18 protein-coding genes, 3 tRNA genes and 1 pseudogene are annotated in these 20,410 nt (G+C 59.0%); 19 read left to right on the top strand and 3 right to left on the bottom strand.

Going from position 1 to position 20,410, the window contains the following annotated elements; translation table 11 throughout:
• The first annotated feature begins 36 nt into the window (after nucleotides 1-36).
• The 12 genes from tpiA (at nucleotide 37) to PseuLF5_RS25600 (ending at nucleotide 10,606) form a co-directional block, all read left to right on the top strand.
• A complete protein-coding gene (tpiA, locus tag PseuLF5_RS25655) occupies nucleotides 37-792 on the top strand; it encodes a triose-phosphate isomerase (RefSeq protein ID WP_016986498.1) in 756 nt (251 codons plus the stop codon).
• A 4-nt stretch (nucleotides 793-796) separates the two neighbouring features.
• Nucleotides 797-1,183 carry a preprotein translocase subunit SecG gene (secG, locus tag PseuLF5_RS25650; RefSeq protein WP_027610782.1) on the top strand — a complete coding sequence of 129 codons (387 nt, stop codon included), beginning with the start codon at nucleotides 797-799 and terminating at the stop codon, nucleotides 1,181-1,183.
• A 22-nt stretch (nucleotides 1,184-1,205) separates the two neighbouring features.
• Nucleotides 1,206-1,291 (top strand) — tRNA-Leu (locus PseuLF5_RS25645).
• A 97-nt stretch (nucleotides 1,292-1,388) separates the two neighbouring features.
• A tRNA-Met gene (locus PseuLF5_RS25640) sits at nucleotides 1,389-1,465 on the top strand.
• A 139-nt stretch (nucleotides 1,466-1,604) separates the two neighbouring features.
• Nucleotides 1,605-2,063 (top strand): ribosome maturation factor RimP, encoded by a 459-nt coding sequence (gene rimP, locus PseuLF5_RS25635; protein WP_007973115.1) that lies wholly within the window; start codon nucleotides 1,605-1,607, stop codon nucleotides 2,061-2,063.
• A 47-nt stretch (nucleotides 2,064-2,110) separates the two neighbouring features.
• The gene (nusA, locus tag PseuLF5_RS25630) at nucleotides 2,111-3,592 is read left to right on the top strand and encodes a transcription termination factor NusA (RefSeq protein ID WP_003221546.1); all 1,482 of its coding nucleotides are present in this window, start codon (nucleotides 2,111-2,113) and stop codon (nucleotides 3,590-3,592) included.
• A 27-nt stretch (nucleotides 3,593-3,619) separates the two neighbouring features.
• A complete protein-coding gene (gene infB / locus PseuLF5_RS25625; RefSeq protein ID WP_222833677.1) occupies nucleotides 3,620-6,139 on the top strand; it encodes a translation initiation factor IF-2 in 2,520 nt (839 codons plus the stop codon).
• 160 nt (nucleotides 6,140-6,299) lie between these two features.
• Nucleotides 6,300-6,701, top strand: coding sequence for a 30S ribosome-binding factor RbfA (rbfA, locus tag PseuLF5_RS25620; protein WP_123464542.1), 402 nt, complete (start codon nucleotides 6,300-6,302; stop codon nucleotides 6,699-6,701).
• A gap of 4 nt (nucleotides 6,702-6,705) precedes the next feature.
• Nucleotides 6,706-7,623 carry a tRNA pseudouridine(55) synthase TruB gene (truB, locus tag PseuLF5_RS25615; protein ID WP_024011571.1) on the top strand — a complete coding sequence of 306 codons (918 nt, stop codon included), beginning with the start codon at nucleotides 6,706-6,708 and terminating at the stop codon, nucleotides 7,621-7,623.
• Nucleotides 7,624-7,766: 143 nt separating this feature from the next.
• Nucleotides 7,767-8,036, top strand: a complete 270-nt coding sequence (rpsO, locus tag PseuLF5_RS25610) for a 30S ribosomal protein S15 (RefSeq protein WP_011332409.1) — start codon at nucleotides 7,767-7,769, stop codon at nucleotides 8,034-8,036.
• Between the two features lie 194 nt (nucleotides 8,037-8,230).
• The gene (pnp, locus tag PseuLF5_RS25605) at nucleotides 8,231-10,336 is read left to right on the top strand and encodes a polyribonucleotide nucleotidyltransferase (protein WP_340134955.1); all 2,106 of its coding nucleotides are present in this window, start codon (nucleotides 8,231-8,233) and stop codon (nucleotides 10,334-10,336) included.
• A gap of 194 nt (nucleotides 10,337-10,530) precedes the next feature.
• A tRNA-Thr gene (locus PseuLF5_RS25600) sits at nucleotides 10,531-10,606 on the top strand.
• Between the two features lie 6 nt (nucleotides 10,607-10,612).
• Here the strand turns inward: PseuLF5_RS25600 and PseuLF5_RS25595 are convergent.
• Entirely contained in the window at nucleotides 10,613-11,107 is a 495-nt protein-coding gene (locus tag PseuLF5_RS25595; protein WP_128615781.1) for a hypothetical protein, read from the bottom strand.
• 276 nt (nucleotides 11,108-11,383) lie between these two features.
• Between PseuLF5_RS25595 and PseuLF5_RS25590 the strand changes: the two genes are divergently transcribed.
• Nucleotides 11,384-11,683: a DUF6388 family protein gene (locus tag PseuLF5_RS25590; RefSeq protein ID WP_122662506.1), complete on the top strand. Its 300-nt coding sequence runs from the start codon at nucleotides 11,384-11,386 to the stop codon at nucleotides 11,681-11,683.
• 102 nt (nucleotides 11,684-11,785) lie between these two features.
• Here PseuLF5_RS25590 and nadC read toward each other — a convergent pair whose 3' ends face one another.
• Complete coding sequence (gene nadC, locus PseuLF5_RS25585) at nucleotides 11,786-12,634, bottom strand: carboxylating nicotinate-nucleotide diphosphorylase (protein WP_123464548.1); 849 nt, start codon at nucleotides 12,632-12,634, stop codon at nucleotides 11,786-11,788.
• 376 nt (nucleotides 12,635-13,010) lie between these two features.
• On the opposite strand from nadC, the gene PseuLF5_RS25580 reads away from it, so the two are divergent.
• The 6 genes and pseudogenes from PseuLF5_RS25580 to PseuLF5_RS25560 all read left to right on the top strand — a co-directional run bounded on the left by PseuLF5_RS25580 (nucleotide 13,011) and on the right by PseuLF5_RS25560 (nucleotide 19,631).
• The gene (locus tag PseuLF5_RS25580) at nucleotides 13,011-15,197 is read left to right on the top strand and encodes a DUF1631 domain-containing protein (protein ID WP_340134954.1); all 2,187 of its coding nucleotides are present in this window, start codon (nucleotides 13,011-13,013) and stop codon (nucleotides 15,195-15,197) included.
• Between the two features lie 63 nt (nucleotides 15,198-15,260).
• Nucleotides 15,261-15,821, top strand: coding sequence for a 1,6-anhydro-N-acetylmuramyl-L-alanine amidase AmpD (gene ampD, locus PseuLF5_RS25575; protein WP_123464552.1), 561 nt, complete (start codon nucleotides 15,261-15,263; stop codon nucleotides 15,819-15,821).
• Nucleotides 15,818-16,657: a regulatory signaling modulator protein AmpE gene (ampE, locus tag PseuLF5_RS25570; protein WP_267804350.1), complete on the top strand. Its 840-nt coding sequence runs from the start codon at nucleotides 15,818-15,820 to the stop codon at nucleotides 16,655-16,657. Before ampD ends, ampE begins: the two co-directional genes overlap by 4 nt.
• 332 nt (nucleotides 16,658-16,989) lie before the next feature.
• A pseudogene (locus PseuLF5_RS28365) lies at nucleotides 16,990-18,129 on the top strand (HAMP domain-containing protein); the annotation flags it as partial.
• Between the two features lie 144 nt (nucleotides 18,130-18,273).
• Nucleotides 18,274-18,987 carry a methyl-accepting chemotaxis protein gene (locus tag PseuLF5_RS28360; RefSeq protein ID WP_371921341.1) on the top strand — a complete coding sequence of 238 codons (714 nt, stop codon included), beginning with the start codon at nucleotides 18,274-18,276 and terminating at the stop codon, nucleotides 18,985-18,987.
• Nucleotides 18,988-19,241: 254 nt separating this feature from the next.
• The gene (locus tag PseuLF5_RS25560; RefSeq protein WP_222833673.1) at nucleotides 19,242-19,631 is read left to right on the top strand and encodes a hypothetical protein; all 390 of its coding nucleotides are present in this window, start codon (nucleotides 19,242-19,244) and stop codon (nucleotides 19,629-19,631) included.
• Here the strand turns inward: PseuLF5_RS25560 and PseuLF5_RS25555 are convergent, their stop codons facing one another.
• Nucleotides 19,632-20,408, bottom strand: a complete 777-nt coding sequence (locus PseuLF5_RS25555) for a TatD family hydrolase (protein WP_340134952.1) — start codon at nucleotides 20,406-20,408, stop codon at nucleotides 19,632-19,634.
• Nucleotides 20,409-20,410 lie beyond the last annotated feature (2 nt).

Below are 20,410 nucleotides of genomic sequence, written 5' to 3'. Positions count from 1 at the left end.
TAACATCTGCGCCCACTTTGACCGACGAGGTACAGCATGCGTCGCCCTATGGTAGCTGGTAACTGGAAGATGCACGGTACCCGCGCCAGCGTCGCTGAGCTGATCAACGGCCTTCGTCATCTGGCCTTGCCAAGCGGTGTTGATGTCGCGGTATTCCCGCCTTGCTTGTATATCAATCAAGTGATTGATGGCTTGAAAGGCAAGTCGATTTCGGTCGGTGCGCAGAACTCTGCGGTGGAATCCATGCAAGGTGCATTGACGGGTGAGATTGCTCCCAGTCAGTTGGTGGATGCAGGTTGTTCCCTGGTGCTTGTCGGGCACTCCGAACGCCGCCAGATAATGGGCGAGCGAGACGGGATGCTGAATCGCAAGTTCGCAGCGGCACAGGCATGTGGCTTGATTCCGGTGTTGTGTATAGGGGAAACCCTTGAGCAGCGCGAAGCCGGTAAAACTCTTGAGGTTGTCGGGCGTCAGCTGGGCAGTATCATCGAGGAGCTGGGTGTAGGTGCCTTTGCCAAGGCAGTCATTGCTTACGAGCCGGTCTGGGCTATTGGTACCGGACTGACTGCAACGCCGCAACAGGCGCAGGATGTGCATAAAGCCATTCGCGAGCAGTTGGCGGCAGAGAATTCTGAGGTCGCACGAGGTGTGCGGCTTCTATACGGCGGCAGCGTGAAGGCGGCCAATGCGGTCGAACTGTTCGGCATGCCGGATATCGATGGGGGGCTCATTGGTGGAGCTTCCCTGAATGCAGATGAGTTCGGTGCGATCTGTCGCGCCGCGGGAAACTGAAAAAATGCTGGAAACAGTCGTAGTCGTTTTTCATCTGCTGGGTGCATTGGGCGTAGTTGCTCTGGTTTTGCTGCAGCAGGGTAAAGGTGCGGATGCTGGCGCGTCTTTCGGAGCAGGTGCTTCAAATACTGTGTTCGGAAGCCAAGGTTCCTCTACCTTTCTTAGTAAGTTTACTGCTATACTTGCCGCCGGTTTCTTCATAACCAGCTTGGGGTTAGGTTACTTTGCTAAAGAGAAAGCTCATCAGCTGACTCAAGCAGGTCTCCCAGACCCAGCAGTGTTGGAAGTACCTAAGCAACAACAACCGGCTTCTGATGATGTCCCGGTGCTTCAAGAGCAAAAGTCGGCTACTCCAGCGACTGACGTACCTCCAGCTCAAGAGCAGAAGTAAGAAGGGTTTCAAACGTAGTTTTGCCGAGGTGGTGGAATTGGTAGACACGCAACCTTGAGGTGGTTGTGCCCATAGGGTGTAGGGGTTCGAGTCCCCTTCTCGGTACCAATTAGTCAGGAGAGCCCGCTGTTGCGGGCTTTCTTGCAGGTGGAAGGTTACATTGACCCTATAAGGGATCGGTCGTATACTTCTGCCCCAGCTTTGTCGCGGGGTGGAGCAGTCTGGTAGCTCGTCGGGCTCATAACCCGAAGGTCGTCGGTTCAAATCCGGCCCCCGCAACCAGTTTAAGGAGCCCCTTTTAAGGGGCTTTTTGTTAGCTGGACACTTTCAACGCCGCTATTCGACGGCGTTTCAAGGATGGGCGTTAAGCCCATTTTTTTATTTTGCAAAGCATGCACATATCATGCACTAGGGGGTTCAGGTGTCGAGCAAGCTAGAAGAGTTGCAGGCCTTGCTGGCCCCGGTGGTCGTGGCCCTGGGCTATGAATGCTGGGGGATCGAGTTTTCGGCTCAGGGTCGTCACTCGATGTTGCGCGTTTATATCGATAAAGAGGGCGGCGTGCTGGTGGACGATTGCGCCATTGTCAGCCGTCAGATCAGCGGTGTACTGGATGTTGAAGATCCAATCTCCGTTGAATACACCCTCGAAGTTTCCTCGCCTGGCATGGAGCGCCCGCTGTTCACTCTTGAGCAGTTTGCAAAATTTGCCGGTGAACAAGTGAAGATCAAGCTGCGCTCGCCTTTTGAAGGTCGACGCAACTTTCAGGGCCTTCTGCGCGGTGTAGAAGAACAGGACGTCGTGGTGCAGGTAGAAGACCATGAGTTCCTGTTGCCGATCGATATGATCGACAAGGCCAACATTATTCCCAGTTTTGACTGAGACGCGGATCCCGCGGATCCAATGGCTTGCGAAAGGCGAGGCGTACGATGAGCAAAGAAGTACTGCTGGTTGTTGAGTCGGTATCCAATGAAAAGGGCGTACCGGCAAGCGTAATTTTTGAAGCGCTGGAGCTGGCTCTGGCCACTGCTACCAAAAAGCGTTTTGAAGACGAAGTTGACCTGCGTGTGGAAATTAACCGCCACACCGGTTCTTACGAAACGTTCCGTCGCTGGACGGTCGTCGAAGAGAATGATCTCGATGATCCGGCCATCGAAACCTGGCCAAGCAAGGTTGCGGAAACGCATCCGGGCGCCAAGGTCGGCGATGTTGTCGAAGAAAAAATCGAATCCATCGAGTTCGGCCGCATTGCTGCACAGACTGCCAAGCAGGTCATCGTGCAGAAAGTGCGTGAAGCCGAGCGCGCTCAAGTGGTTGACGCCTATCGCGAGCGCCTGGGAGAAATCATCTCCGGCACCGTGAAGAAAGTCACCCGCGACAACGTGATCGTCGATCTGGGCAACAACGCTGAAGCGTTGCTGGCCCGTGAAGACATCATTTCGCGCGAAACCTTCCGTGTCGGCGTGCGTCTGCGTGCGCTGCTCAAGGAAATCCGCACCGAGAACCGCGGCCCGCAGCTGATCCTGTCGCGTACCGCTCCGGAAATGCTGATCGAGCTGTTCCGCATCGAAGTGCCGGAAATCGCTGAAGGCCTGATCGAAGTCATGGCTGCGTCCCGTGATCCGGGTTCGCGCGCCAAGATCGCCGTTCGCTCCAAGGACAAACGCATCGACCCGCAGGGCGCTTGCATCGGTATGCGCGGTTCGCGCGTCCAGGCAGTGTCGGGCGAGTTGGGCGGTGAGCGTGTTGATATCGTGCTGTGGGACGACAACCCGGCTCAGTTCGTGATCAACGCCATGTCCCCGGCCGAGGTTGCGGCAATTATTGTTGACGAAGATGCCCACGCCATGGACATCGCCGTTGGCGCAGACAATCTGGCTCAGGCCATCGGTCGTGGTGGTCAGAACGTGCGTCTGGCGAGCCAGTTGACTGGCTGGACCCTGAACGTGATGACCGAATCGGACATCCAGGCTAAGCAGCAAGCAGAAACCGGCGATATCCTGCGCAACTTCATCGACGAGCTGGAAGTCGACGAAGAACTGGCTCAGGTGCTGGTTGATGAAGGCTTCACCAGCCTGGAAGAGATTGCCTACGTACCGTTGGAAGAAATGCTCAACATCGACGGCTTTGACGAAGACATCGTCAACGAGCTTCGCGCTCGTGCCAAGGATCGTTTGTTGACCAAAGCCATCGCTACTGAGGAAAAGCTGGCAGACGCCCATCCGGCCGAAGACCTGCTCTCGCTTGAGGGTATGGACAAGGATTTGGCGATGGAACTGGCGGTGCGCGGCGTAATTACCCGCGAAGACCTGGCCGAGCAGTCTATTGACGACCTGCTCGACATCGACGGCATTGACGATGATCGTGCCGGCAAGTTGATCATGGCCGCCCGAGCCCACTGGTTCGAGTAATTAGGCGCGGCCTGAGGAGAGAAGTGCATGACGCAAGTCACGGTGAAACAACTGGCCGATGAGGTCAAAACACCGGTAGAGCGCCTGTTGCAGCAGATGCGTGAGGCAGGTCTGCCGCACACCGCCGCCGAAGAAAATGTGACTGACAGTGAGAAGCAATCCCTGCTGACTCACTTGAAGAGCAGCCACAAGGCGAAAGTGGAAGAACCACGCAAGATCACGCTGCAGCGTAAAACCACCAGCACCCTGCGTGTGGCTGGTAGCAAGAGCATCAGCGTTGAAGTTCGCAAGAAGAAAGTTTTCGTACAGCGTAGCCCGGAAGAAATCGAAGCCGAGCGCAAGCGTGAACTGGATGAGCGTCGCGCAGTAGAAAATGCTGCCCGTCAAAAGGCTGAAGAAGAAGCCAAGCAGCGCGCCGAAGAAGAAGCGCGCCGCCAGCCTGCTGCCGCTCCGACCGCTGCTGCCGAACCTGTTGCTGCCCCAGCTGCAGTGGCTGAACCAGTGCGCGAAGCTGCGCCGGTTGTAGCTGCTGCGCCGGCTGCCGACACTCGCAAGCGTGACGAACAGCGCCGTCCGGACAAACCGCGTGCCGACGACAACAACCGTCGTGGCGGTGGTGATGGCGAGCGCAAAAACGCTCCGCATCGCGCATCGGTCAAAGAAAAAGCGCCGGCGCCACGTGTGGCACCACGCACTACCGACGAAGAAAGCGATGGCTTCCGTCGTGGTGGTCGCGGCAAGGCCAAGCTGAAGAAACGCAACGCTCACGGTTTCCAGAGCCCGACCGGCCCTGTCGTGCGTGAAGTGAAGATCGGCGAAACCATCACTGTTGGCGATCTCGCCCAGCAGATGTCGGTCAAGGCTGCCGAAATCATCAAGTTCATGTTCAAGCTGGGTACTCCGGCCACCATCAACCAGGTACTGGATCAGGAAACTGCCCAACTGGTAGCTGAAGAACTGGGCCACAAAGTGACCCTGGTCAGCGACACCGCCCTGGAAGATTCCCTGGCCGAGTCGCTGAAGTTCGAAGGTGAAGCGGTGCCTCGTGCGCCAGTCGTGACCGTCATGGGCCACGTTGACCACGGTAAGACCTCGCTGCTCGACTATATCCGTCGTGCCAAGGTTGCTGCTGGCGAAGCCGGCGGTATCACCCAGCACATCGGTGCGTACCACGTTGAAACCGAACGCGGCATGGTCACCTTCCTCGATACCCCGGGTCACGCTGCGTTTACCGCCATGCGTGCCCGTGGTGCCAAGGCGACCGACATCGTGATCCTCGTGGTTGCGGCGGACGACGGCGTGATGCCACAAACCATCGAAGCCGTTCAGCACGCTCAGGCTGCTGGCGTTCCGCTGGTGGTTGCGGTGAACAAGATCGACAAGCCAGGTGCTGATCTCGATCGCATCCGTAGCGAACTGTCGGCGCATGGCGTGACTTCCGAAGAGTGGGGAGGCGACACTCCATTCGTTCCGGTTTCCGCGAAGATGGGTACCGGCGTTGACGAACTGCTCGAAGCCGTTCTGCTGCAGGCCGAAGTGCTCGAACTGACCGCTACTCCGTCGGCGCCTGGCCGTGGTGTTGTGGTCGAATCGCGTCTCGACAAGGGCCGTGGCCCGGTAGCCACTGTTCTGGTTCAGGACGGTACGCTGCGTCAAGGCGACATGGTGCTGGTCGGTTCGAACTATGGCCGCGTGCGCGCCATGCTCGACGAGAACGGCAAGCCGATCAAGGAAGCAGGTCCGGCCATTCCGGTCGAGATCCTCGGCCTTGACGGTACTCCGGACGCTGGCGACGAGATGAGCGTGGTTGCCGACGAGAAGAAAGCCCGTGAAGTGGCTCTGTTCCGTCAAGGCAAGTTCCGCGAAGTCAAACTGGCTCGCGCTCACGCCGGCAAGCTGGAAAACATCTTCGAAAACATGGGCCAGGAAGAGAAGAAGACGCTCAACATCGTCCTCAAATCCGACGTCCGTGGTTCGCTGGAAGCATTGCAGGGCGCTCTGAATGGCCTGGGCAACGACGAAGTGCAAGTGCGCGTGGTCGGTGGCGGTGTCGGTGGTATCACCGAATCCGACGCCAACCTGGCACTGGCTTCCAACGCTGTACTGTTCGGCTTCAACGTGCGTGCCGATGCTGGCGCACGGAAGATCGTCGAGCAGGAAGGTCTGGACATGCGTTACTACAACGTGATCTACGACATCATCGAAGACGTCAAGAAAGCCCTGACCGGTATGCTCGGCAGCGATGTTCGCGAGAACATCCTGGGCGTGGCCGAAGTGCGCGACGTGTTCCGTTCGCCGAAGTTTGGCGCGATCGCCGGTTGCATGGTGATCGAAGGTGTTGTGCACCGTAACCGTCCGATCCGTGTACTGCGTGAAGACATCGTTATCTTCGAAGGCGAGCTGGAATCCCTGCGCCGCTTCAAGGATGACGCTTCCGAAGTACGTGCCGGCATGGAATGCGGTATCGGCGTGAAGAGCTACAACGACGTCAAAGTCGGCGACAAGATCGAAGTCTTCGAGAAGGTTCAGGTTGCTCGCAGCCTCTAACTCGCGCACTTCAAGGGCCACGCCGAGCCGCCGCATGCAGATGCGCGCCACGGCGTCAGGACTCTAAACGCAACGCCCGGTCTGGCATTTGTCAGGCCGGGCGTTTGCCGCTTTCAGACCTTGCGGGTTTCACCGTGGGGCAGTAACAGGTAACAAAATCATGGCAAAAGAATACAGCCGTACCCAACGTATCGGCGATCAGATGCAGCGCGAGCTGGCCCAACTGATCCGTCGCGAAGTCAAAGATCCGCGCGTCGGCCTGGTCACCATTACCGCTGTGGAAGTCAGCCGTGACGTCGGTCACGCGAAGATTTTCATCACCGTGATGGGGCAGGACAACGCCGAAGATATCGCGCAAAGCATCAAGGTGCTCAATGCCGCCGCAGGTTTCCTGCGCATGCAACTGGCCCGTGAAATGAAGCTGCGCAGTGTGCCGCAATTGCACTTCCACTACGACGAATCCGTTGTCCGTGGTGCGCACCTGTCGGCCCTGATCGAGCGCGCCGTGGCTGAAGACAATCAGCACGTCGCCGCGCCTGCACCTGAAGACGCCAAGGAGTAATTCGGTGGCTCAGGTCAAACGTATCCGTCGTAACGTCAGCGGTATCATCCTGCTCGACAAGCCGTTGGGGTTCACCTCCAACGCCGCGTTGCAGAAGGTTCGCTGGCTGCTCAACGCCGAGAAGGCCGGTCACACCGGCAGCCTCGACCCGCTGGCCACTGGCGTGTTGCCGCTGTGCTTCGGTGAGGCCACCAAGTTCTCGCAGTACCTGCTCGATTCCGACAAGGGTTATGAAACCCTGGCGCAACTGGGCAAGACCACCACCACGGCAGACGCCGAGGGTGAGGTTTTGCAGGAGCGTCCGGTGACCGTTGGTCGCGCCGACGTCGAAGCGGTCCTGCCGAAATTTCGTGGTCAAATCAGTCAGATACCGCCGATGTACTCGGCACTCAAGCGTGATGGCCAGCCGCTGTACAAGCTGGCCCGTGCAGGCGAAGTAGTGGAGCGCGAACCGCGTTCTGTTACTATTGCGCGCTTGGAATTACTGGCCTTCGAAGGCGATACTGCGCGTCTTGCAGTGGATTGCAGCAAAGGCACCTATATTCGTACCCTGGTGGAGGATATCGGTGAGCAACTCGGTTGTGGTGCGTACGTCGCAGAATTGCGCCGTACCCAGGCCGGGCCTTTCACTTTGGCGCAAACCGTTACCCTCGAAGAGCTCGAAGCGGTACATGCCGAAGGCGGCAACGAAGCGGTCGATCGCTTCCTGATGCCATCGGACAGCGGCCTGCAGGATTGGCCGTTGCTGCACTTTTCGGAAGCGAGCGCGTTCTACTGGCTCAACGGCCAGCCGGTACGCGCCCCGGATGCTCCGAAGTTCGGCATGGTGCGGGTACAGGATCACAATGGTCGCTTCATCGGTATCGGTGAAGTGAGCGAAGACGGGCGCATCGCGCCACGTCGTTTGATTCGGTCAGAATGACCGGAAACCGGTGCGTATTACAGCGTGCCGGCGAGTGTGGCTGTTAACAGGCACGGTCACTACTCATTTATAGATACAGGGATTTGTCCCTGGCCTGTTGAAGCTGTTTCTCTGAAACAGTTTCCTGATAAAAGGATTGCCTCATGGCTCTCGACGTTCAAGAAAAAGCTCAAATCGTTGCTGACTACCAGCAAGCTGTTGGTGACACTGGTTCGCCAGAAGTGCAAGTTGCACTGCTGACCGCCAACATCAACAAACTGCAAGGTCACTTCAAGGCCAACGGTAAAGATCACCACTCCCGTCGTGGTCTGATCCGCATGGTAAACCAGCGTCGCAAGCTGCTGGACTACCTGAAAGGCAAGGACGTGAGCCGTTACAGCGCTCTGATCGCTCGCCTGGGTCTGCGTCGCTAATCAGCGATTGCGCTATGAGGTTGGTGGTCTGTGGGACGTCGGCGGTTTACCGCTGGCGCCTTGCAGGCTCCCAGCCTCAAGTTTTATCTGGATACACGTTTTACCCCGGACAAGCGTTGGGCCGATTCCCGACATTGCCCAAGAATTTCGCAAGAAACCAGTTCCCCCAAGAGCCACAAAGAAGGTAGGACACCGTGAACCCGGTAATCAAAAAATTCCAGTTCGGTCAGTCGACCGTTACCCTCGAGACTGGCCGTATCGCCCGTCAGGCCTCCGGCGCAGTATTGGTCACCGTTGACGACGACGTCAGCGTATTGGTGACCGTCGTTGGTGCCAAGCAAGCCGATCCGGGCAAGGGCTTCTTCCCTCTGTCCGTTCACTACCAGGAAAAGACTTACGCTGCCGGTAAGATCCCTGGCGGTTTCTTCAAGCGCGAAGGCCGTCCTTCCGAAAAAGAAACCCTGACTTCCCGACTGATCGACCGTCCGATCCGTCCGCTGTTCCCGGAAGGTTTCATGAACGAAGTGCAGGTTGTCTGCACCGTCGTTTCCACAAGTAAAAAGACCGATCCGGACATCGCTGCGATGATCGGTACTTCGGCTGCCCTGGCTATTTCGGGCATCCCGTTTGACGGCCCGATCGGCGCCGCTCGCGTCGCTTTCCACGAAAGCACCGGCTACCTGCTGAACCCGACTTACGAACAACAAGCCGCTTCGAGCCTGGACATGGTCGTTGCCGGTACCTCCGACGCCGTACTGATGGTTGAATCGGAAGCCAAAGAGCTGACCGAAGACCAGATGCTGGGCGCGGTACTGTTCGCTCACGACGAGTTCCAGGTGGTGATCAACGCCGTCAAGGAACTGGCCGCTGAAGCTGCCAAGCCAACCTGGACCTGGGCTCCGGCGCCAGAAGCCACCGAACTGCTGGGCGCTATCCGTACCGAGTTCGGCGATGCGATCTCCCAGGCTTACACCATCACCGTCAAGGCTGACCGCTACGCACGTCTGGGCGAGCTGAAGGATCAGGTTGTTGCCAAGCTGTCCGGTGAAGAAGGCCAGCCTTCGGCTGCCGACGTCAAAGCCGCTTTCGGCGAAATCGAATACCGCACCGTTCGCGAAAACATCGTTAACGGCAAGCCACGTATCGACGGTCGCGACACCAAGACCGTACGTCCGCTGAACATCGAAGTCGGCGTTCTGCCGAAGACTCACGGTTCGGCGCTGTTCACCCGTGGTGAAACCCAGGCTCTGGTAGTCGCGACCCTGGGCACCGCCCGTGACGCACAGCTGCTGGACACCCTGGAAGGCGAGAAAAAAGACCCGTTCATGCTGCACTACAACTTCCCTCCGTTCTCGGTGGGCGAGTGTGGTCGCATGGGTGGCGCTGGTCGTCGTGAAATCGGTCACGGCCGTCTGGCCCGTCGTTCGGTTTCGGCCATGCTGCCAGCCGCTGACGTGTTCCCGTACACCATTCGTGTCGTGTCGGAAATCACCGAATCCAACGGTTCGAGCTCGATGGCTTCCGTTTGCGGCGCTTCCCTCGCCCTGATGGACGCTGGTGTGCCGATGAAGGCGCCGGTTGCCGGTATCGCCATGGGTCTGGTTAAAGAGGGCGAGAAGTTCGCCGTCCTGACCGACATCCTCGGTGACGAAGACCACCTGGGCGACATGGACTTCAAGGTAGCCGGTACCGCCAAAGGCGTCACCGCGCTGCAGATGGACATCAAGATCAAGGGCATCACCGAAGAGATCATGGAAATCGCTCTGGGCCAAGCCCTGGAAGCGCGCCTGAACATCCTCGGCCAGATGAACCAGATCATTGGCCAGTCGCGTACCGAACTGTCGGCCAACGCTCCGACAATGATCGCGATGAAAATCGACACCGACAAGATCCGTGACGTTATCGGTAAAGGTGGCGCGACCATCCGTGCGATCTGCGAAGAAACCAAGGCTTCGATCGACATCGAAGACGACGGTTCGATCAAGATCTTCGGCGAAACCAAGGAAGCCGCTGAAGCTGCTCGTCAGCGCGTTCTGGGCATCACCGCTGAAGCCGAGATCGGCAAGATCTACGTGGGTAAAGTTGAGCGCATCGTCGACTTCGGCGCATTCGTCAACATCCTGCCAGGCAAGGACGGTCTGGTGCACATCTCCATGCTGAGCGACGCTCGCGTAGAGAAAGTGACCGACATCCTGAAAGAAGGCCAGGAAGTGGAAGTGCTGGTACTGGACGTGGACAACCGCGGCCGTATCAAGCTGTCCATCAAAGACGTGGCAGCGGCCAAGGCATCGGGCGTGTAATCACCCCCTCGCTTTAGCTCAATGAAAATGCCCCGCCGTGAAAACGGCGGGGCATTTTTTTGTCTGCCATAAAGATCAAAAGCTCGCAGCCTGCGGCAGCGCTGGTAAAAACGCGGTGATAACCCGATTCCGCAGGAGCCGAAGCAGGCTGCGATCTTTGCTTTTGTGAAAACCGGTGCTAGGTTTAGCCCACCGCCCGTGTAGCTCAGCCGGTAGAGCAGCGCACTCGTAACGCGAAGGTCGCAGGTTCGATTCCTGTCTCGGGCACCACTTCCCTTATTTCACTTTGCGGCTCAGGTCCTCGACGGTACGTTTGAGCTGGTCCATTGCACGATCCTGATCGTTGATCTTCTGTTTCAGACTCGAAATCTCGCTGTTGTTCGAGTTGGAGCTGGAACCGCTGTTGCGCTTGAGGTCTTCGACCTGGCGACCGAGGGTCTCCAGTTGGCGATCCTGCTCCTTGAGCTTGTTCTTCAGGTCGTCGACTTCTTTACTGCCGGCGCTCGAGCTGGAACCGCTGCTGCGTTTGAGTTCTTCAATCTGGCGTGACTGGTCACGGACGGTATCGCGGATCTTTTGCAGTTCATCAATGCTGATATCGCTTTTGATGACAACCTCTTTGCCGTAATCGTTGTGAATCAATGAAACTTTGTCGCCGTAGGAGGAACTGCTGGTGCTCAGTTCCAGCGCCATGGCGCTTGCCGGCAGCATCATGGCGGCGAGCAAGGTACTGGCAGACACAATGGAGCAAATCTTCGAAAAGCTGCGCATCACTGGTTTTCCTTGTGAACAGCGAGGGTGGGTGCCGAAGTGGCACAACGCTATGACTTGGAAAGCGGATTTATGTTCCGCAAGTCAACTTTTTGCGCTTGAGATGTAAAGAGCCGTGTAATTCGTCACGCAAACGTCCTATATTCGGTGCCTGCATGAGCATCGCCCAGCAGTTTTCAGATGATCCCGAATGGTTCCGAAGGCCGGACAATCCGCGTCAGAGAGATCCTTGATGATCCAGATCCATCCTCCATTCTTACGATCAGCGAGAACGCCATGACCGAATTAACTCAAGAGCAACGTCACGAACTAGCGCTGGAAAAATACATTCTGGACGTCCCGGACCTGAAAGAAGAGATCAAGGACCTGAGTCCCGATGATCAGAAGGACCAGATCCAGTGGGCATTCGAAGACGAAGCTGAAGCCCAGGGGTTGCAGCCGTGGGAGCTGACGCTCAAGTACACGAGCACGCCGGAAGAGTTCGAGGCACAGCGCCTCGTGCTGCACAAAGAGGCGGCTGAAGTGTTGGGTGTCGAGTGGGACGAGTACTGCGAGATGAACAATCTCGTCGTATAAAAGCAGCTATGAGTTTCAAGCGGCAAGCGGCAAGCGGCAAGCTGCAAGTCAAAGCAAAAGCGCTGTGGCTTGCAACTTGTAGCTTGAAACTTGCCGCTGCTGTCAAAGGCTCAAGCGCATCGACAGATCCACCGCTTTGACATCTTTGGTCATCGCGCCGATCGAGATGTAATCCACCCCGGTTTCGGCGATCGGCAGCAACGTGCTTTCGTTGATGCCGCCGCTGGCTTCGAGTTTCGCCTTGCCGCCGTTCAGGCGCACGGCTTCGCGCATGTCGTCCAGGCTCAGCTCATCCAGCATGATGATGTCGGCGCCGGCGGCCAGCGCTTCCTTCAATTCATCCAGGCTTTCCACTTCGATTTCCACCGGCTTGCCCGGGGCAATCTTGTGGGCCGCGCTAATGGCCTGCGGGATGCCACCGCTGGCGGCGATGTGGTTTTCCTTGATCAGGAACGCGTCGTACAGGCCGATGCGGTGGTTGTGGCAACCGCCGCAGGTTACCGCGTATTTCTGCGCCAGACGCAGGCCTGGCAGGGTTTTGCGGGTGTCGAGCAGCTTGACCTGAGTGGCGCCGACGAAATCTGCCAGGTATTGCGCACGTGTCGCCACGCCAGACAGCAGCTGCAGGAAATTCAATGCGCTGCGCTCACCGGTCAGCAGCGAGCGCGCCGGGCCTTCCAGATGAAACAACGGCTGATTGGGCTTGACCCGTTCGCCATCGACCACTTGCCAATGCACCGCGACGCGCGGATCGAGCTGACGAAATACCGCATCGACCCACGCCGTGCCGCAAATGACGGCTGCGTCGCGCGTGATGATGGTGGCTTTGGCCAGGCGTTCGGCCGGGATCAGTTGCGCGGTGATGTCGCCGCTGCCGATGTCTTCGAGCAACGCACGGCGCACGTTGGCTTCGATTTCGGCGGTCAAATCGGCGAGACGTAGATTCGGCATAACGGGCTCCACAAACAAAGTGGTTCGATTATAGGGGCATGGCGCGAGCCAACCCAAGGCGAGAACTCGCGTGCCTGACTGCATCTGGTCGATTTCTTGTGAGTAAAGCCGGTTCAGTCGTGGTCATTGAGAGGGGGCGAGGCATAGGGGAAACCCTGACGGCTATAGCGCCGGGGACGACTTTTGCAAGATAATCCGCCTTGCATTTGACGTCATAGCTTTGACGTCCTGATTGGAACTTGTGGTAGCGGGCCTGCTCGCGAATGCATTCTTTCAATGACATTGATGCGGCTGACACACCGCTCTCGCGAGCAGGTTCGCTCCCACAGGGGCAGCGTTTGCTTGATCGAACGAATCACCGTTTCAGGAGGCTTGGATGCACAACGACGGGAAAGTAGTGCCTTTGTACAAGGCCACTACCGATCAGGCGAATCACTCGCCGCTCGCCCGCCTGCCTGTGATTCTGCTTCAGGTTCGCGACAAGGCTGCCCAGCAACTGCGCCACGGTTTGCAGGAACTGTTCGATAACGCTGACGACACGCTGTTTGAAATGGCCGATCGGGCGCGCAACGACGTCGAGCAGAACATTTTCTTCGAAGCCATGCGCGACCTGCGCCTCAAGCGCAAAAACATCGAGCGTGGTTTTCTCGAACAATTCTTCGAAGCATTCGTCGCCCTGACCCGACACGACGCCACGCACAACGCGCTGTCGGGTTCGCTGATCTACGAAGATTCGGCGCCCCGCACCGATGACATGGAACGCAATGTCGCCGTCGAAACCATGGTCGGCCGGGTGCTCAAGCGTGATGGCTTTGCCCTCGACCAATTGACCCTGCGCCTCAATGCGCTGCTCGACAATACCCTTGACGATCAACACAACCCGCTCGGTCCGGCAATGCTCTGCGAGTACTTTCTGCAGGCCGGACGTAACCTGGGCGTGGAGATCAAGGTCAAGCTGATCCTGCTCAAGCTGTTCGAACGCTATGTGCTGGCCGACACCGAACAATTGTATGCCGAAGCCAATCAGCTGCTGCTCGCCACCGGCGTCTTACCGCAGTTGAAACCGGCACCGGCGCGCCGGGTAATCGACCGCGCGGTGGCCAGTGTGCACGACGAAGAAAGTGATGATCTGCAGCCGGCGGACGAAGGCGTGCAGGAAGTCTTCAGCGCCTTGCAGGCCTTGTTGGTGCAGGTGCGCGGCAGTGTCGCGCCGACCCTGGAGCCCAGCGCTGCCGCCCAGCCAATTACCACCCGCGACCTGCTGCGGCTGCTCTCACACTTGCAACAGTACGTGCCGGCGCTGGCGGCGCAGGACGACTTCGATCTGCGCAATCAGCTCGAACAACTGCTGACCCGGGTCAGCGTCAGAAGCGGCAAGTCGCGGGTCGTGGACGGCGCCGATGAAGATGTGATCAACCTGATTGCCATGGTCTTCGACTGCATGCTCGAGGATCGCAACCTGCCGGACTCGCTGAAGGCATTGATTGCCCGGTTGCAGATCCCGATGCTGAAGGTTGCGGTACTCGACAAGAGTTTCTTCAGCCGCAGCAGCCACCCGGCACGGCGCCTGCTTAATGAAATCGCCGAGGCCGCCATGGGCTGGGGCGATTGCAATGGCGAGGCGCGCGACAGCCTGTACCTGCGCATCGAACAAGTGGTGCAGCGGCTGTTGAGTGATTTTGTCGATGACCCGGCGATTTTCTCCGAGCTGCTCGCCGACTTCCTCGCCTTCACCAGCGATGAACGCCGGCGCAGCGAATTGCTTGAACAGCGTTTGCGCGATGCCGAAGAGGGCCGGGCGAAGACCGAGCTCGCCAGGCGGCGAGTCGAGCAGGCGTTGAACCAGGCACTGTTGGGCAAGGTGCTGCCGCCCACCGTGGTCATGTTCGCGCAGAACGCCTGGAGCAAAGTGTTGTTGCTGACCTGCCTCAAGCATGGCGATCGCTCCGCCGAATGGCAGGCCGATGTGCAAACCCTGGAGCAACTGATCTGGAGTGTGCAGCGTCATGACGATGCGGCAGCCGGCCTGCGCTTGCTGGCGCTGGTCCCGGGTCTGCTCAAGTCATTGCGTGACGGTTTGACCCGTTCGGCATTCGACCCGTTTGCCACCAGCGAATTTTTCAGCGAGCTCGAGGCACTGCATGTGCGAGTGCTCGAACCGTCCAGCGAGTCCGCTCAGGCCGAAGGGCCGGAGCTGATCGAAGTCTCGCAGCAGATCGTCCTGCCCGGCGCGGAGGAGGGCGCGATGGCGCTGAGCCCGGTACGTCTGGGCCACGACGACGCCAGTGTGCGCCAGGTCGATCAACTGCGGCCGGGCAGTTGGGTCGTGTTTCAGGAAGATGAAGAGCACACCCTGCGCTGCAAGCTTGCCGCAATCATCGAAGCCACCGGCAAGTATGTGTTTGTCGACCGCACCGGCATGAAAGTCCTCGAACACAGCCGCACCGGGCTGGCCCTTGAGTTCCGCCGGGGGGCGGCACGGGCACTGGACGACACCTTGCTGTTTGACCGGGCGCTCGAGTCGGTGCTGGGCAATCTGCGGCGCCTCAATCGCGCCAAGTGATCGCGCGTCGGGTGCCGATCACGGCATACTGGGCGCAACACAGTCGGCGTTGAAGGAATCGGTATGCAGTTGGATCCCGCTAGCGGGTGGTGTCACGGGGTGCAGGTCTGCCCATCGCCCAACTTCAATGAACGCCCCGCGGGCGAAATTTCCCTGCTGGTGATCCACAACATCAGCCTGCCACCGGCGCAATTCGCCACCGGCAAGGTGCAGGAATTTTTCCAGAATCGTCTGGATGTCACCGAACATCCCTATTTTGCAGGCATCGCCGACCTGCGCGTCTCCGCGCATTTTCTGATCGAACGTGACGGCACGGTGACCCAGTTTGTCTCCTGTCTTGAGCGGGCGTGGCATGCGGGTGTGTCGATGTTCGAAGGCCGCGAAACCTGTAATGATTTTTCCGTGGGCATCGAACTCGAAGGCACCGATGATCTGCCCTTTACCGAGGCGCAGTATCAGGCGTTGATCACGCTGACGCGTCAGCTGCAAACAGCATTTCCGGCGATCACCGGCGCTCGCATCTGCGGGCACAGCGACATTGCACCCGGGCGCAAGACCGATCCTGGCCCGGCATTCGACTGGGCGCGTTACCGCGCGGCCCTGGCACAAGAGGAAGGACAATGAGTTTTCTGGTGTTACTGCTGGCGGTCTGGATCGAGAAATTCTCGGCCCTGCGTCATCGGATTCAACGCGATGGCGGATGGATCCGCGAGCTGAACAAACTCGAAACCGGCGCCCGGCTGGCCGACAAACCGTGGCTGATACTGACCATTCTGGTGCTGTTGCCGGTGGCGCTGCTGGGTCTGCTGCTGTGGGTGCTGGAGCCTGTGGCGTATGGCTTGCTGGCATTGCCGGTGCATCTGCTGGTGGTCATCTATGCCCTCGGACGCGGTGATCTGTTGGGTGGCCTCGGACCGTTTCGCGACGCCTGGCGCCGTGAGGATCTGCAAGCGGCGGCCCACGTCGCCAAACGTGACCTGAATATCTGCGCCGACAGCGGCGAGCAATTGCTCGAAAGCGTGCAGCGGCACTTGCTGTGGCAGGCCTATCAGAGCTTCTTCGCGGTGATCTTCTGGTATTTCCTGCTCGGCCCGGTGGCGGCGCTGGCCTATCGCTTGTTGGCGCTGGCCGAAGCGCATGGTCAGAACCCGGCATTGGTCGAGCGCGCCGGGCAATTGCGCCATGCCTTCGACTGGGTGCCGGTGCGTCTGCTGGCCGCGAGTCTGGCGTTGGTCGGCAACTTTGTCGCCGTCAGCCGGGTGATGCTGCACGAACTGCTGAACTGGAACATCAGCGCTGCGCAACTGATCGACAAGGTCGGTCTGGCGGCTGGAGAAATTCCGCCACCGGTGGCCGGACCGGAAGGCATCAACACCCTCGATTGCCTGTGGGAACTGCTGCTGCGGGCGGCGGTGTTGTGGTATGCCGGGTTTGCCTTGTGGACCGTACTGGTTCACTGATCACTTCAGTGAAAGCACGTGTGGCGCGGGGATTTATCCCCGTTCAGCTGCGCAGCGGCCGCAAATCAAGCACACGCGGTGTGTCAGAAAGTCTGCGGTGTTTGGTTTTAAGACTGCTGCGCAGCCGAGCGGGGATAAATCCCCTCGCCACCGGTCGGTGGTCTGCCGCTGTAGCCGTTAACCTTAAGTTACAAAACCTCCCTTCGATTTGAGCTATACAGAGATGGCGCTCGATAGTGGCTATCTGCTGTCGCCCCGCGCCTGCCAATAAAAACAAGAAAAGCCAAGGGAGACTTCCAGTGAAGAGCTTGCTCTATCCCGCTGTCTCGCTGATGAACCGTCTGAGCTTCGGCATGAAGTTCAGCCTGATCAGCGTGCTGTTCCTGGTGCCGATGCTGGTGACCAATTTCTATCTGGTGCGCGATTCCTATCGTGAGTTCCAGGGTACCCGCGTCGAGCTGCAAAGCCTCGACCTGCTGGGCAGCAGCCTGACCCTGCGCCGGGATCTGGAGACCCTCAACAATCTGGTGCAAATCAACGTCACCCTTGGCCAGTCCGGCAAGGCCGGTAACGTCGAAGCGCAGATCACCACGCTGGAACAAGCGGTGCTGGCGCGCCTGCAAGGGCTGGCGGCAATGACCGACGATCCCGAGCAGATCAAGGTGTTCGACGGCAAACGCGATGAAATGATTGCCGCGTTCAAGGCTCAGCAAGCGGAAAACTCACTGCAAAGCAAAAGTGCGCTGATCGGCAAACTGCTGGCGAGTGCGCAGCTTTTCAGTCAGATCATCACCAGTCAGGCTGGTCTGAGCCGCGATAACCAAAGCGATATCCGCCAGCTCAGCGAACTGGTTACCCTGATTACGCCGACAGTGACGCAAACCCTTGGCGAAGGCCGGGCCATGGGCTCGTATTCGTTGGGGCAGGGCTTTCTCAACAGTTCTTCGAGCACCCGGTTTGATGAATTGCTGGTGCAGATCGAGAAGCTCCAGGCCGAGTACGGCCTGAAGTTGCAGGACGCCCTCGGCTCCAGCAAAGCCGCCAGCGCCGCGCTCAGTGCGCAGGCCGATACCAGCAAGGCGACGTTGAAGCAGGCCAGCGAATTGTTCGAAGAACAGGTGGTGATGGCTGACACCCTCGATGCACCCTGGCAGGCCTTTTATGATCAGGTCACGGCGTTGATGGACAACACCTACCAGCTCAACGAAGCCACGTTGAACTACCTCGACACCCAATTGCAGCAGCGTCTGACGCAGAACCGCACGCACATGGTCTTGCAGGCTGTCGCGCTATCGCTGGTGTTTGTGCTGATTTTCTACCTTTACGGCGGCTTCTACGCCTCGACCCGCACCACGCTCAAACGTCTCGGCGCGATGATGGACAAGGTCGCAGCGGGCGACATGACGGTCAATTTCAAAGCCAACAGCCGCGATGAACTGGGTGAGCTGGGCGAAGTGTTCAATGGCACAGTGAGAAAGATTCACGACCTGATCGAGCGCGTCGGCCAGACCGTTGCTGAGGTCGAGCGCCAGGCCGGGCAGGTTGAAAACGTCTCGGCGCAAAGCAATCTGGCAGTGGCCGGGCAGCGCACGCAGATCGAGCAGGTGGCGACGGCGATGAACCAGATGTCGGCCACGTCCATGGAAGTGGCACGCAGTGCCGCTGCGGCGGTGAGCAGTGCGCACAGCGTCAACGACGAGACCCTCAGCGGTCGCGGCCTGGTCGAGTCACAGCAGGGCAGCATTGCCGCACTGGCCAGCGAGATTGATCAGTCGGTGCTGGTGATCAACCAGCTGGCCAGCGACAGCCAGTCGATCAGTCGCGTGCTGGAGGTGATCAAGAGCATCGCCGAACAGACCAATCTGCTGGCGCTTAACGCCGCGATCGAAGCGGCGCGCGCAGGCGAGCAGGGCCGTGGTTTTGCCGTGGTCGCCGATGAAGTGCGCACCCTGGCCAAACGCACCCAGCAATCGACCGAAGAAATCGAACAGATGATCGCCAAGCTGCACGGCGGTGTCGGGGCGGCGGTCAAGGCCATGGGGGTCAGCCATCAAATGGCCAACGGCACCGTGGGGCAGTCGGAAAAGGTCCAGCAGGCGCTGGAAAACATCCTCGGTGCGGTGGGCATGATCGTCGATCAGAACCAGCAGATTGCCGCCGCGGTAGAGCAACAGACTGCGGTGGCCCATGACATCGACCAGAACATCGTCGAGATCAACCGTGCCGGCGAGCGCACGGCGCAAGGCGCCCACCAGACCGAAGACGCCAGCCGTGCGCTCTCGGCCCAGGTGGTGGAGCTGAAACAGCTGATCAGCGCCTTTCGTGTGTAGGTAGAACGCTAATCCCTTGTAGGAGTGAGCCTGCTCGCGATGGCGGTGTGTCAGCCAAGTCTTGATTAGTTGGCACACCGCCATCGCGAGCAGGCTCACTCCTACACAGGGGGCAGCGTCTTGTCTGAATCTTTTGTAGTCCTTTTTGGCTGACGGTCGTAAGCCAATTCCTGTTTGCCTCCAGCTGCTGGCTTTTTGTCATTCATCAGCCAGTATCCTTGCTCCGTTGATCGCCAACAGGAGGCGCCCCGCTCATGTCTGTCGCAACCCTGGGAATCCAGGGCCGTTGTGCTCATTGCCATACCACGCTTGTGCTCAAGCCCTGGCAACTCAACGCGATCGCAATCAATGAAGCCTTCACCTGCGAGCATTGCCAGAAAACCCTCGAGCTGCGCTGCCCGCAACAGAGGAAGCGCTTCAAGTCCCTCGATTCGCTGGCGTTGTTGCGCTTCAGCGCCTCGCTCACGGTGTGCACCGCGTTGCTGGTGGCGTTGGTGATGGAGTGGATTGGGCTGCTCAGTGTCAGCGAGCAACTGAATGCTTCGCTGATTACGATTTTTGTGTACTTCGTGTTCGTGCGTCATGCGCGTCAGCGACAGGATCTGACGCTGATTCTCGACGCGGCCAAGGCCCACGCCGACTGATTACCAGCCGAACACTTCGCAGCTGTTGGCGGTGCTGACGCTGGCCAGTTGTTGCGGGCTGATGTTCATCAGTTCGGCGAGCGCCGTGCAGATCGCCGGCAGATGCGCCGGGCTGTTGCGCTGGCCGGGGAACATGACGGGCGCCATGTCCGGTGAATCGGTTTCCAGCACGATCGACTCCAGCGGCAGCTCGGCCAGCACTCGATGCATGCGCAGCGCTTGCGGCCAGGTGGGGGCGCCACCCAGACCCAGTTTGAAACCGAGTTTGATGTATTCGCGCGCCTCTTCACGGCTGCCGGCGAAGGCGTGGATGATCCCGGCGCGTTTGAGCTTGAAGCGTTTGAGTGTGGCAATCGTCGCGGCATGACTGCGGCGCACATGGATCAGCGCCGGCAACGCGAAATCCACCGCCAGTTGCAACTGCGCCTCGAACAACGCCTGTTGCCGCTCGCGGTCGAGGGTTTCGATGAAGTAATCCAGACCGATCTCGCCCACTGCGCACAACTGGCGGTGGCCGCGCCATCGCGCCAGCCAGTCGCCCAGCGTTTGCAAATCCTCGGGGCGATGCTGATCGAGGTACACCGGGTGCAGACCGAACGCCGCGTATAAATCAGGATCGCTCTGCACCAGACCCCACACCCGTTGCCAATTACCCTCATAGACCCCCAGCACCACCATGCGCCGCACGCCGAGGGCGCGGCTTTGCGCCAACAACGCCGGGCGATCGGCGTCGAAGTCGGGGAAGTCGAGGTGGGTGTGGCTGTCGATCAGCTCCAAGG

This window comes from Pseudomonas sp. LF-5 (assembly GCF_037626295.1).
In the GTDB taxonomy this organism is placed as follows: Bacteria; Pseudomonadota; Gammaproteobacteria; order Pseudomonadales; family Pseudomonadaceae; genus Aquipseudomonas; species Aquipseudomonas monsensis.
Note: the sequence above shows the minus strand (reverse complement) of the source record. Positions and strands in the feature narration are given on the sequence as shown.